This window comes from Arthrobacter agilis (assembly GCF_002953615.1).
GTDB classification, from domain to species: domain Bacteria; phylum Actinomycetota; class Actinomycetes; order Actinomycetales; family Micrococcaceae; genus Arthrobacter_D; species Arthrobacter_D agilis_B.
The window spans coordinates 2,190,831-2,203,582 of record NZ_CP024915.1 but is presented as its reverse complement, the minus strand read 5'-3'; the positions used below and the strand labels follow the sequence as shown (position 1 = coordinate 2,203,582).

Sequence of the window (12,752 nt, the reverse complement as noted above, 5' to 3'; positions counted from 1 at the left end):
ATGATCGGTGAGGTGTCGGCGCTCGCCTTCGCGTCGGAGGCTGCTGCACTCCGGGTGGCCGAGCTGGTGCAGGAAGCCTGCGAGGCCCACCTCGACCTTTCGCGCGACGAGGCGGACGCCGCCGCAGTAGCGGTGGAATTCGCGTCCTCGCAGGCGCAGATCGTGGTGACGGAGCAGGTCCAGCGTGCCGCGTCGACGATCTTCAATGCTCTCGGCGCATCGTCGACCCGCAAGGGCCTCCAGCTCGACCGGCACTGGCGCAACGCCCGCACCATCTCGTCGCACAACCCCGTGATCTACAAGTCGCGCATCGTCGGCGACTGGGAGATCAACGGGACGGTGCCGGAGTTCATGTGGCGGGCGGGCGACGCCCCGGGGACGACGTCGGCGGGCGCCTAGGGCACACGACGGCGCCTGCCCGTCGGCAGGCGCCGCGACGCAACGCGCGGTCTGGACCTAGAAGCGACGCGCGTTGGCGAGGACGGGCAGCTTGCCGCGGGCGTCGTCGACCTCCGCCGGGTCGATGTCGACGAACTCGAGTGCCGGCTCGGGGCCGAACTCCACGAGGACGCGGCCGAGCGGGGAGACCACGGCGCTGTGCCCCACTCCCGTCGGGGCCGTCCCGGTCAGCGGCACACCGCTGCTGGCGGGGTCGGCCTGGCCGCACGCCACCACGAAGGTGGTGCTGTCCAGGGCTCGTGCCCGGGCCAGCAGCGACCACTGGTCGATCTTGCCCTCCCCGGCGCCCCAGGAGGCGCACACGATGTTCACCCGGGCGCCTTCCGCTGCCGTCGCGGTGAACAGAGCGGGGAAGCGGATGTCGTAGCAGGTCGCGAGGCCCACCGTGACGTCGTCGAGCGTGAAGACCACGGGCCGGGTGCCCGGCTCCACGCTCTCCGATTCCCGGTACCCGAAGGCGTCGAACAGGTGCACCTTGTCGTAGCTGGTGTCGACGCCGGGCCCGACGGCGAGCAGCGTGTTGCGGACACGTCCCTCGCTGCCGGGCGTGAACATCCCGGCGACCACCACGATCTTCAGGCGCTCGGCGATCGTCCGGACCTGCGACGCCCACGGCCCGTCCAGGGGCTCGACGACGGCGGAGAGGTCGTTGCCGAAGGCGCACATTGTCGCTTCGGGGAAGACCACGAGGTCGGCTCCGCCCTCCGCTGCCTCGCCGGCGAGTTGCTCGACGAGTGCGAGGTTCGCCACCGGATCGGATCCACTGGTCATCTGTGCGACGGCTACGCGCATGGGGAGCTCCTTTTCGTTGTATACCTAATGTATGGGAAGAACAGTCGGCGCAGCGGTCTCGGGTCGCGACAGGGCGTACTCGTACCTGCGGGAGAACGTCCTCACGGACGGATCGATGCAGGGCCGGTTCCTGAACGAGCAGGAGCTGGCGGAGCGGATCGGTGTCTCGCGCACTCCCGTCCGGGAGGCATTCCTCCTCCTGGTCGCCGATGGCCTCGTCGAGCTCATCCCGCAGCGCGGAGCCTACATCCCCATTGTGACGGCCCGACAGATCTCGGACCTGATGGACCTCCGCGGCGTCCTCGAGAGTCACGCCGCGCGGGTGACGATCGGGACCGGTTCCCCACCCGTCGCAGGTATGCAGGACATCCTCGGCCAGCAGGCCGCCCTTCCCGAACCGCTCACCGGCGCATCGGTGAAGGAGTTCATCCGGCTCGACGCCCTGTTCCATCAGCACCTCGTGGACGCCGTGGGGAATGAGCTCATGTCGCAGACCTACCGGAAGCTGCAAGTCCGCCAGGTCCTCGTCGGCGTCGAAGCGCTGATCAAGGTGGACGGCCGGCGCCGGCAGGTCTGCGACGAGCACCAACGCATCATCGACGCCCTCGCGGAGGGCGACGCCGAGGCCGCCATCCACGACCACCTCGCCGTGACGCGCAACATCCTGCTGCGCACCTAGGACTGTCCGGGTACGCCGCTCCGCGCGCCGGCGCGGAGCGGCACGCACGTCAGACCTTCGAGCCCTCGAGCAGCAGGCGGTACTCGTCGTCCTCGGTGGCGTGCGGATTGCGTCCGAGCGACAGGCCGATCAGCGTGACGATCCCCGCGACCGCGACGTAGACGGCGACCGGCACCCAGCTGTCGAAGTTGCTCAGCAGGACCGTGAACATCAGGGGTGCGATGGCGCCGCCGATCACGCCGGCGAAGGTGTAGGCGAGGGAGCTGCCCGTCGCGCGGAGGCGGGGCGAGAACTGCTCGACGATGAATGCCGCCTGCGGCCCGTACATGAACGAGTGGCAGGCGAGACCCAGGACGATCCCGATGATGAGCAGCAGCTGGTTGTCGCCGTCCAGCAGCGCGAAGAACGTGAAGGTCCACAGCGCCCCGAGGATGGCTGCGATCCCGTACACCAGGCGTCGGTTGACGCGGTCGGACACCGCACCGGCCAGTGGGATCAGGAAGAGCTGGAAGCCCGAGCCGATGAGCACCGCGGTGAGTACCTCGTTGCGTTCGAACCCGAGCACCTGGATGCCGTAGGTGAGGGTGAACACGGTGAACAGCGCGTAGAGCACGTCCGGCCCCACCCGGGAGAGGATCGCTGCGATCAGTGGGCGGAGTTCGTTGGCGAAGACCTCCTTGATGGGTGCGGCAGGCCGTTCCCCGTGCGCCTCGATGGCCTTGAAGATCGGGGTGTCCTCCAGCCTCAACCGGATCCACAGGCCGAACCCGACGAGGAGCGCGGACGCGAGGAAGGCGATGCGCCAGCCGAAGTCGAGGAACTGCTCCTCCGAGAGCAGCACCGTCAGGAGTGCGAGGGCGCCGTTGGCGAGCAGGTTGCCGGCCGGCGGGCCGACCTGGGCCGCGGAGGCCCAGAAGCCGCGCTTCTTCGGATCCCCGTACTCGCTGGACAGCAGCACGGCACCGCCCCATTCGCCGCCGACGCCGACGCCCTGCGCGAAGCGGAGGAGCACCAGGATGATCGGAGCTGCGATGCCGATGCTGGCGTAGCCCGGCAGGACGCCGATCAGGACCGTCGCTATGCCGATGATCATGAGGGTGATGACCAGGATCTTCTTGCGTCCGATCCTGTCGCCGAGCCGTCCGAAGACGATCCCGCCCACCGGCCGCGAGATGTAACCGACGGCGTAGGTGGAGAACGCGAGGATGGTCCCGGTCAGCGGATCGGAGGCCGGGAAGAAGATGATCGGGAAGACCACTGCTGCCGCCGCCGAGTAGACGGCGAAGTCGTACCACTCCAGGGCGGTGCCGGTGAGGCTGGCGGCGAAGGCCTTGTAGAGGCCGGGCGGACGAGGGGGCGTACCGGCGTCGGGCGCGCCTGCGCCTGCCGATCCAGGACTGTGTGCCATCGAGATTCTCCAGACTAGAGGTGATGCCCGCCACACCGGCGATAGATGTATACATTACGCATACATGTTGTAGATTAGCGACCACTTCGGTTTCCGGAATGTAAAAGCTTGTTCGCCCCGACGGAAGGAACCACCATGACCACCCTCTCTTTCGAGCTGCCGGACGGCACCCTGCAGGACGTCGAGGTGACCCGGCTGCTCAATGCGGGCTATGCGGGACGCGAGCAGGACGAGGTGCAGGCGCACATCGCCGAACTGGCCGAGCTCGGCGTTCCGGGTCCGACGACGACGCCCGCGCTCTACCCCGTTTCCCCCTACCTGGCGCAGCAGACGCGGGAGGTGAGCGTGCAGCACGGCAAGACCTCCGGTGAAGCGGAGTGGGCCCTCGTCATCACCGACGACGGCGTCCTCCTCACCGTCGCATGCGACCACACCGACCGAGCCCTCGAGGTCCACGGCGTGGCCTGGAGCAAGAACGCTAGCCCGGACGTGCTGGGACGTACCGCGTGGCGGCTCGACGACGTCCGCGACCACCTCGACGACATCACCCTGCGTGCCTGGGTACGCACCGAGTCCGGCGAGGAGCTCATCCAGGACAGCTCGCTCGGTGCGCTGCTGTCACCCGACTACTGGCTCGAGGTCCTGGCGGACATGGGCTTGCGCGACTCAGGGACGGTCCTCATCTCGGGCACCGTCCCCATGATCCACGGGGTCGACCAGTTCGCCGCGGCCTGGCGCGTCGAGATGGCCGATCCGGTCACCGGCCTCACCATCGGCGTGGACTACGACGTCGTGCCGATGCCCGAGCCCATCGGCTAGGCCTCCCGGACGGGGCGGTGGCGCCCGGGCTCTCCAGATTTAGAGGGTGGGTGCTTGGGCGAGGCTCGGGCGGGGCTCGCCCGAGCCTCGGGCGGGGCTCGGGCGGGAGCTCAGGCTCCATTAGGTGCGGCAGGCGAATGCCCGGACAGGAGCTCAGGCTCCGCCGGGTCCGGCGATTGTTCGCTCCGGCGGGAGCTCAGGCTCGGCCGGGGCTCAGGCTCCGCCGGATTCGGCGATTGTGCGCTCGGGCGGGAGCTCAGGCTTCATTAGGTGCGGCAGGCGAATGCCCGGACAGGAGCTCAAGCTCCGCCGGATCCGACGAGTGTTCGCTCCGGCGGGGGGCTCGGACGGGAGGCCAAGCTCCGCGAATCCGGCGATTGCTCCTCGGGCCCCGCCGGATTTGTCGGGTGCCGCATCTCCTCATAGGAGACGGAGCACAAAGATTTATGTGGATAACGCGGGTCGACTATTCCTCCACAATCGCTCCCAGCCGCCACTAATAGTACGCATGTTCGATAAAATTGGGGCATGGCCATCGCCCCGATCGAGCACTTTGCGCGAACCCCGAGTCCGGCGGACTCGGCCTGCGCAGCGCTCACCGACTGGGCCCGTGACCTGGACCTACACGACCGGGTCTTGTCCGGGCCGGAAGCGCTGCAGGTCATCATCGACGTCGAGCACGCCTCACGGGTCGTGGACCATCTGCAGATCCTTGCCGCCCGCCTGGCAGGTGAACACTACGCCGCAGCCGCGGAGTTCGGATCCCACCCCTCGTCCCATCCCTCGTCCGGGACGGCGTCCCTGCTGGCGCGTGCGGAACAGGCCGTCCGGATGGATACCGGCTCTCCCCAGTGGGCCGATACGCCCCCCTCGGATGCCCGCTCCTTCGACACGACGTCGCCGGGTGACGCTTCGTCCGTGGCCGAGTCGGCCCGTGAAGCTTTGCCCACCACCGCGTCCTCCGCTGCAGCGTCGCTTTCCGGTGCAGGGCCGGTCGGCTCAAGGGGTGCCGGGTGGGCTGCGATCATGGACGGTGGGTTCCGCAATTGCGCGGACTTCCTGCGCGCGACCCTCGGGATCAGCCGCGCCGAAGCCCGACGCCGGCTCTGGCTGGCCGAGGTACTGCTTCCCGGGATCTCGCCGACCGGAGCGCCACTGCCACCCCGTCGGGAGATCGTGGGCGCCGCCACAGGTGCGTGCCTGGTCAGCGCCCGGGCCGCCACGATCGTCTGCCAGGCGCTGCAGCGGGTGGAATCGTTCGCAGCACCCCACCAGCTTGACGCGATGGAACACCACCTCACCCAGCAGGCCATCGAATCCGACGAAGACATCCTCCGGGTCCTGACACGCCGCTGGGAGGACACGCTCGACCAGGACGGATCCGAACCCTCGGACAAAGTACTGCACGCACGCCAGGGCGTCTTCCTCAAAGGCCGACGCCACGGACTGCACGTGCTCGAGATCGGCGCCACGGACGAACAATACGAACACCTCTCCACCGTCATGAATACCACCACCAGTCCGCGGGTGCTCCAGGGCCAGAGCGGTGACGCAGGAGCCAGCGGATCTACCAGTGCAGCGGACGGCACACGTACCGGAGGCAGACCCGGCCCGAACGCCAGTCCAGACTTCGATCCTGGCGCCGATCCTGGTGCCGATCCTGGCGCGAATCCTGGTGCCGGTCCTGGTGCCGGTCCTGGTGCCGGTTTGGACGGTCGTCTCGACGGACCGACGAGGGCCCAGTCACTTCTCGATGGGCTCGTCACCGCCTGCAAGATCGCCCTCACCACCACGGGACTCCCCGCGACCGGCGGACACCGCCCCCAGGTCATGGTCACCATCGACTACAAAGACCTGATCGGCGACCTCCAGCACGTGAAGCGCCCCGGCCATGCCGGTGATCGAGGCCATGCCGGTGATCCAGGCTATGCCGCTGATTCAAGCCAGGGCGGTCAGGCAGGTCATGCGGGTCAGATCAGTCAGGCCGGTCACGCAGGTCATTCGGGTCGTGTTGGTCGTGCGGGCCATATCGGTCATGCCGGTTATGGAGTGTTCAGCGAACAAATCAGCGCCAGGACCATCAGGACATTGGCGTGCGATGCCGACCTCATCCCTCTCGTCCTGGGGAGCAGTGGTCAGGTCCTCGACATCGGACGATCCCAACGGCTCTTTCCACCCCACCTTCGACGAGCCCTGGTCGCCCGGGACAAAGGTTGCGCCTTCCCGGATTGCACCATTCCCGCCAGCTGGTGCGAAGCACACCACATCACGCCCTGGTCCCGTGGCGGAGGGACCAACATCAACAACGGCGTCCTGCTGTGCACCCGGCACCACCACGTCATCCACCAGGGCCTCTGGACCGTCGAATCGCGCCACGGCATCCCCTGGTTCCATGCCCCCGGCAACCCCGGCCGGGCGGGCACGCCCCGACAGAACACCTACCGGCGAGCTGGAAGAATTGTTTACGACAAGCGACCGGACCAGACGATTAGCTACACCCACACCCACACCCACACTCACACCCACACCGACCCGGACCCGCGGCGCTGAATTACCGGCCCAGCACGGCGGCACTGTCCCAGCAGTACTGAACAGCGGTATTGAACAGCGGTATTGAACAGCACAGGAATACCCTGCGGACGGCGCGCTCACCCCGCGGGCCGTCCGCATAGTGCCGGTACAGTCCTAGAGAGCAGCCTCGATTGCGTCCGCGATCGGCGTCTCGCCGCTGTTGAACTGGATGGTCTTGTCCACCGTGCCGAGGTTGCCGAGGACGACTGCGGCAACATGCGCAACGTCCTCACGCGGCACTGAGTCCTGTTGCGGCTTGTCCGAGACTTCGATCTTCCCCGTACCAGGATCAGTGGTGAGGGCACCGGGGCCGAGGATCGTCCAGGCGAGTTCAGAGTTGCGCAGGTGCTCGTCCGCAGCAGCCTTCGCCTCCGCATAGTGGAAGAACCCGTTGTCCTCGGGCACACCGTGATCCTTGCTCGCGCCGAGGTAGGACACCATGACGTACCGTCCGACCGAGGCTTCCTGCGCTGCGTCCATCGAACGGATCGCTGCATCCCGGTCCACGGCGTACGTGGCCTCGGGGCTGCTGCCACCGGCACCGGCAGACCACACGACGGCGTCGTGCCCGCGGAAGACGTCGGCCATCTGCGCCACCGACAGCTCGGACACATCGGCCACCACGGGCGTGCCGCCCGCCTGCTCGACGTCGGAAGCATGCTCCTGGGTGCGGAAGATCGAACTGACCTGATGACCCTGGCCAGTGAGGATCTTCGTGAGGTGCAGCGCTACTTTTCCGTGCCCACCGATGATGGCTACGCGTGACATGGGAACTCCTTCTGGTCGTCGGATGTCTTGGTTCCGACGCTAGTCCCCGGTCGTGGGGGCTGGCCACCCATACGAAGGTGTTCAGCCCCCAGCGCACGCCTATTCCCGCCTGCCGCCGGGCAGATGCCGGCCCAGCTTCTACTCAGTCGAAGAACGAACCCGGACGGCGCGGTTACGCGGTGAGTCAGGGACGGACGGGCTGGAGGCGGAAGCTCGCGCCGCGGTGCTCCTCAGGCAACCGGTCGCCCTTGCCGAACAGCTTCTGGCGCAGCGTCCCCTCGGCATATTCCGTCGGATAGGCTCCGCGCTTCTGCAGCTCCGGGACCACATGCGTGATGACGTCCTCGAAGGACCCGGGTGTGATCGCGTATGCGAGGTTGAATCCGTCCACGTCGGTCTCCTCCACCCACGCCTGGAGCTCGTCCGCGACCTGCTTGCCCGACCCCACGATCCGCGGACCCAGTCCACCGATTCCCGCCCACTCGGCGATGTCCCGCACGGTCCACGGCGCGCCGTCGTCGTTCACCTTCTGGAAGGTGGCTACAGCGGAGTGGATGGCGTTCGACTTCACGGCGCCGAGCGGTTCGTCGGGGCCGTAGACGGACAGGTCCACACCGAACCAGCCGGAGACGAGCACGAGCGCTCCCTCGTAGCTGACGTACTTCTGGTATTCGGCGTGCTTCGCCTGGGCCTTCTCCTCCGTCTCGTCCGTGATCACGGTGAGCAGCGTGTAGATCCGCACCGAGTAGCGGTCGCGACCCTCGGCCTCGACGGCGTCGCGGATCTTCTTCACCACGTCCTTCAGGATCTCCTTGGTCGGTGCACCCACGAAGACCGCCTCGGCGTTGCCCGCCGCGAAGGCGATCCCTCGCGAGGACGCTCCGGCCTGGAAGATGACGGGGGTGCGCTGCGGCGAGGGCTCGCTGAGGTGGATGCCCGGGACGGTGAAGTAGGTGCCGTCGTGGTTGATGTCGTGCACCTTGGCCGGGTCCGTGAAGACACCGGTTTCGCGGTCACGCACGACGGCGTCGTCCTCCCAGGATCCCTCGAGCAGCTTGTAGAGGACCTCGAGGTATTCATCCGCGTGGTTGTAGCGCTCGTCGTGCTCGAGCTGGTCCTCGTTGCCCATGTTGCGCGCGGCGGAGGGCAGATAACCGGTCACCACGTTCCAGCCGACCCTGCCGTTGGTGAGGTGGTCCAGTGTGGAGAGCCTGCGCGCGAACGGATACGGGTGCTCGTAGGCGGTGCCGGCGGTGACGCCGAACCCGAGGTGTTCGGTGACGAGTGCCATGGCGGACACGAGCAGGAACGGATCGTTGACCGGGGTCTGCGTACCCTGCCGCAGGGTCGCTTCGTTGGATCCGCCATAGACGTCGTAGGTGCCGAGGACGTCGGCGATGAAGATGCCGTCGAACAGGCCCTTCTCCAGCGTCTTCGCCAGATCGGCCCAGTAGCGCAGGTCCTTGTAGCGCCACGACTGGTCCTCCGGATGGCGCCAGAGACCGGGTGACTGGTGGCCCACGCAGTTCATGTCGAAGGCGTTGAAGCGGATACGGCGCGGTGATGCGGGCATGGGAGGTCCTCACGTCGGGGCACTGCCGTGGGGAAGCGCCATACTTGCCCGGCTGGTGCAGCCCGGGCCGAATCCTCACCTGGGGCACCCCACTACAGCGAGAGGGTTGCCGTCCAACAAACCAGGGTTTTGCGTTGGAACTCTTGATTCTGCTGACGAGCGTAGAGGCCCGCCTGCATCACCGTCCAGACGCACCTGTCACAGAGCGTCACGATCAGCATGCCTTCCCTGGCGCACGGTGGAACCCGGCGCCCGAACCGTACGTCGTCGTTTCATCAGGGCGGGCCTCGCACAGCTATCCTCGGTCCCGGATCGCGGTCCCTGGCTCGACGCTCGAAACCCGCGATTCCACGCGGCGCGACGTCAGCGCAAGTAGGACGCCCCGTTGGCATCCACGACGGTGCCGCTGACCCACAGCGGCGCATCGGTGGCGAGCCAGGCCACGGCCTGCGCCACCTCCTCCGGGGCCGCCACGCGATCGAACGGACTCTGCGCACGCACGGCATCTCCCCCGGGGCCGTCGAGCACAGTCCGTCCCATGTCCGTCTCGACGAAGCCGGGCGCCACCGCTGCAGCGAGGATGCCGTGCGGCGCAAGCGCGACGGCGAGGGACTGCGTCATCGAGTGCAGGGCCGCCTTGCTCGCACCGTAGGCCGGCGTGGCGGGCTCACCCCGGTAGGCGCCTCGAGATCCGACACTGATGAGCCGTCCGCCGTTCGGCCCCGACGGCCGGTCGAGCAGCCGGCGCGCCACCAGCCAGGCCAGGTTCGCCGGCCCCACCAGATTGACGTCGAGCGTCCGGCGCCATGCTCGCTGCCAGTCCTCGAAGGACACCGTGTCGACAGGATGCGCCTCGAAGATGCCCGCATTGTTCACGAGCACGTCGATCCCGCCGAGGTCCCGGGTGGCAGCATCGACGAGCTGCCGGCACGCCTCGGGATCGGCGACGTCCCCGATCGCGACGGCGTGTCCCGTACCCGGCAACGCCTCCCGGACGGCCTCGGCGGCCTGCAGATCCCGGCCGGCGTGCACGCATACGCGATGTCCCCTGCCGGCGAGCTCGTGCGCGATCGCCGCACCGATACCGCGACTTGCTCCCGTCACCAGAATGCTCAGTGTCATGAACGAGACGCTACCTGCTGCCCAGGGGCCCGGAACGAGAACCATACCGTGGACGCGCAGCCGACTTCGGGGGTGCACCTTGCTACGCTGACACACCATTGCCCCTGTTCCTCCGGTAAGGACCACGATGGACCCATTCAGCGCCCACCTCGACAAGGGGATCCTGTGGCTGCGGTGGAGGCGCGGTGTCGAGATCACCCATCCTCACGCTGTCGCCGCCGCTCGCGCCCTGGCCGAGTTCCACGGCCCGGCAACACTGCCGCTGCTGGTGCACATGCACGGCATCACCGGCATCACCCCCGAGGCACGCGTCGGCATGGCCGCCTACCGCGGCTTCTCGAGAGTGGCACTCGTGGGTGAGGACGCCGTCGACGAGGTGATGTCCGGCTTCTCCCACCGCTCCCCCACCGACACGCGCTTCTTCACCTCCGAGGCGGAAGCGGTGGCCTGGCTGCTCAACGGAAGCTCCGTCCGGCAGGGTCTCACGCCGGCCCCACGCGACTAGGACACGACGGGCGCGCAGCGCCACGGGACGCCGGCCCCACGCGACCAGGACACGACGGGCGCGCAGCGCCACGGCACGACGACGCACCGGATCCACGGCACGACGGCGTCCGGATCCGTCGCAGGACATCCTTCCCACATCGCGGAACGGCAGTTATGGACAGCGGTGTCGCGCGCGTGCTGCGCCGGGCGGCACAACGCACCCCTGGGCGTTGACCGCCCTGCAGGCCGGGTGCCACAGTGACAAACATGAGTACCGGAAACAACGAGATCCAGGTCAGCAACAACGAGGACGAGAGCCGCTACACGGCGAGCCTCGACGGGGAACCGGCGGGCGTCGCCGTCTACGAACGCTCCGGCGACACCATCGTCTTCACGCACACTGTCGTGGACGAGGACGTCGAGGGCCACGGAGTGGGCAGCACTCTGGTCCGGTACGCGCTCGACGACGCCCGCACCCAGCACCTCACGGTGGTGCCGAGGTGCGAGTTCGTCGCGGCCTTCATCGCCGACCATCCCGAGTACCAGGACCTCGTCGGCTGACCCCCCGGAGCTTCCGTCCATCCCGGCGTGCGCGGGCGGGTTCTCCCGGACTAGGCCGCACCTCGGACCTCATGGCCCAGCGCCACATCGATCAGCACCTCGGCCGCCTGCCGCGCCTGGACCGCCGCGTCGACGGTGCCGGCGATCGCCGCCGTCGTCTGTGCGCCTTCGGCGAGGATCGACAGTTGTGGTCCGAGGTAGGGCGGTGCGCCCGCGTCCTCGGACAGCTTCCCCACGTACTCCTGGAACGACTCCTTGTGCTGCCGTGCGTAATCGGCGACGTCAGGACTCACGGCGCCGAGTTCGGCGAAGCTGTTCACAAAGCCGCAGCCACGGAAGGAGTCCTCGCCGAACCACTGCGCGAGGTAGTCGAAGATCGCGAGCAGGCGGGCGCGCGGCGTCGGAGCCTGCCGCACCGTCGCGTCCAGCCCTTCGGCCCAGGACCGGTGCCGGCGCTCGAGGACGGCCATGACGATGCTCCCCTTGGACGGGAACTCCTGGTAAAGCTTCTTGAGCGAGACACCCGCCGCTGCGCGCAGTTCATCCATGCCGACGGCCTGGATCCCCCGCGCGTTGTAGAGCTCGTCGGCGCTCGCCACGATCCGTGTGCGGGCCTCGGAAATATTCATGTAGCCATTCTACTTGAATGGAGAACGATCGTTCTATACGATGTGATCACCGAGAGAGAACGAACGTTCTCTCCGCTCGAGACAAGGACCAGGAACATGGGCTTCATCAAGGTCGGCACCGAGAACACCACGGACATCGAGCTCTACTACGAGGACCACGGCACGGGCCAGCCCGTCGTCCTGATCCACGGCTATCCCCTCGACGGCGGCTCGTGGGAGAAGCAGACCGCCGCCCTCCTGACCGCCGGTTACCGCGTCATCACGTACGACCGCCGCGGCTTCGGGAAGTCGAGCAAGCCCACCACCGGCTATGACTACGACACCTTCGCCGCCGATCTCAACACCGTGCTCGAGACGCTCGATCTGCACGACGCCGTCCTCGTCGGCTTCTCGATGGGGACCGGGGAGGTCGGTCGCTACATCGGCACCTATGGGGAGTCGAGGATCGCGAAGGCGGTCTTCCTCGCCTCGCTCGAACCGTTCCTCCTCCAGACCGACGACAACCCGACCGGCGTCCCCTCGACCGTCTTCGACGGCATCCGCAGCGCGGCCATCGAGGACCGCTACGCCTGGTTCACCAGCTTCTACAACGACTTCTTCAACACCGACAACTTCCTCGGCAACCGCCTCAGCGAGGAAGCACTGCGCAACGCGTGGAACGTCGCCTCGGCGTCGTCCTGGTACGCGTCGTTCGCCGTCGTCGACTCCTGGCTCACCGACTTCCGTTCCGACGTCGAGAAGGTCACCGTGCCTGCGCTGATCGTGCACGGCACCGATGACCGCATCCTGCCGATCGACGCGACGGGGCGCGAGTTCACCAAGCGCCTCCCCTCCGCCGAGTACGTCGAGATCGAGGATGCACCGCACGGCATGCTCTGGACCCAC

General features: G+C 67.7%; 12 protein-coding genes, 1 pseudogene and 1 riboswitch. Of the genes and pseudogenes, 7 read left to right on the top strand and 6 right to left on the bottom strand.

Translation table 11 applies throughout. The annotated features are described in order from the left end of the window. Positions 1 to 399, top strand: a pseudogene (locus CVO76_RS10725) (monooxygenase); the annotation flags it as partial. A gap of 57 nt (positions 400 to 456) precedes the next feature. Here CVO76_RS10725 and CVO76_RS10720 read toward each other — a convergent pair. Beyond that, positions 457 to 1,251 carry a carbon-nitrogen hydrolase family protein gene (locus CVO76_RS10720; protein WP_208739226.1) on the bottom strand — a complete coding sequence of 265 codons (795 nt, stop codon included), beginning with the start codon at positions 1,249 to 1,251 and terminating at the stop codon, positions 457 to 459. Between the two features lie 31 nt (positions 1,252 to 1,282). Between CVO76_RS10720 and CVO76_RS10715 the strand changes: the two genes are divergently transcribed. Next, on the top strand, positions 1,283 to 1,930 hold the full coding sequence (locus CVO76_RS10715; RefSeq protein WP_133082827.1) for a GntR family transcriptional regulator: 648 nt from the start codon (positions 1,283 to 1,285) through the stop codon (positions 1,928 to 1,930). 49 nt (positions 1,931 to 1,979) lie between these two features. Here CVO76_RS10715 and CVO76_RS10710 read toward each other — a convergent pair whose 3' ends face one another. After that, the gene (locus CVO76_RS10710; protein WP_133082829.1) at positions 1,980 to 3,338 is read right to left on the bottom strand and encodes an MFS transporter; all 1,359 of its coding nucleotides are present in this window, start codon (positions 3,336 to 3,338) and stop codon (positions 1,980 to 1,982) included. Positions 3,339 to 3,473: 135 nt separating this feature from the next. Between CVO76_RS10710 and CVO76_RS10705 the strand changes: the two genes are divergently transcribed. Then, a complete protein-coding gene (locus tag CVO76_RS10705; RefSeq protein WP_208739225.1) occupies positions 3,474 to 4,157 on the top strand; it encodes a DUF2848 domain-containing protein in 684 nt (227 codons plus the stop codon). Positions 4,158 to 4,685: 528 nt separating this feature from the next. Continuing rightward, positions 4,686 to 6,707 (top strand): DUF222 domain-containing protein, encoded by a 2,022-nt coding sequence (locus tag CVO76_RS17360; RefSeq protein ID WP_244185897.1) that lies wholly within the window; start codon positions 4,686 to 4,688, stop codon positions 6,705 to 6,707. Positions 6,708 to 6,842: 135 nt separating this feature from the next. Here CVO76_RS17360 and CVO76_RS10695 read toward each other — a convergent pair whose 3' ends face one another. The 3 genes from CVO76_RS10695 to CVO76_RS10685 form a co-directional block, all read right to left on the bottom strand. Beyond that, the gene (locus CVO76_RS10695; protein WP_208739224.1) at positions 6,843 to 7,496 is read right to left on the bottom strand and encodes an SDR family oxidoreductase; all 654 of its coding nucleotides are present in this window, start codon (positions 7,494 to 7,496) and stop codon (positions 6,843 to 6,845) included. Positions 7,497 to 7,680: 184 nt separating this feature from the next. Beyond that, the gene (locus CVO76_RS10690; RefSeq protein ID WP_208739223.1) at positions 7,681 to 9,069 is read right to left on the bottom strand and encodes an LLM class flavin-dependent oxidoreductase; all 1,389 of its coding nucleotides are present in this window, start codon (positions 9,067 to 9,069) and stop codon (positions 7,681 to 7,683) included. A 35-nt stretch (positions 9,070 to 9,104) separates the two neighbouring features. After that, a riboswitch (SAM riboswitch) is annotated at positions 9,105 to 9,218 on the bottom strand. Positions 9,219 to 9,432: 214 nt separating this feature from the next. Then, positions 9,433 to 10,191, bottom strand: a complete 759-nt coding sequence (locus tag CVO76_RS10685; protein ID WP_208739222.1) for an SDR family NAD(P)-dependent oxidoreductase — start codon at positions 10,189 to 10,191, stop codon at positions 9,433 to 9,435. Between the two features lie 127 nt (positions 10,192 to 10,318). Here CVO76_RS10685 and CVO76_RS10680 point away from each other — a divergent pair, with 127 nt between their 5' ends. Beyond that, complete coding sequence (locus tag CVO76_RS10680; RefSeq protein ID WP_133082837.1) at positions 10,319 to 10,696, top strand: STAS/SEC14 domain-containing protein; 378 nt, start codon at positions 10,319 to 10,321, stop codon at positions 10,694 to 10,696. Between the two features lie 248 nt (positions 10,697 to 10,944). Continuing rightward, positions 10,945 to 11,238 (top strand): GNAT family N-acetyltransferase, encoded by a 294-nt coding sequence (locus CVO76_RS10675; RefSeq protein WP_208739221.1) that lies wholly within the window; start codon positions 10,945 to 10,947, stop codon positions 11,236 to 11,238. 50 nt (positions 11,239 to 11,288) lie between these two features. Here CVO76_RS10675 and CVO76_RS10670 read toward each other — a convergent pair whose 3' ends face one another. After that, the gene (locus CVO76_RS10670) at positions 11,289 to 11,867 is read right to left on the bottom strand and encodes a TetR/AcrR family transcriptional regulator (protein ID WP_208739220.1); all 579 of its coding nucleotides are present in this window, start codon (positions 11,865 to 11,867) and stop codon (positions 11,289 to 11,291) included. Positions 11,868 to 11,963: 96 nt separating this feature from the next. On the opposite strand from CVO76_RS10670, the gene CVO76_RS10665 reads away from it, so the two are divergent. Continuing rightward, on the top strand, positions 11,964 to 12,752 hold a 789-nt coding region (locus CVO76_RS10665), incomplete at its 3' end, for an alpha/beta fold hydrolase (RefSeq protein ID WP_208739219.1).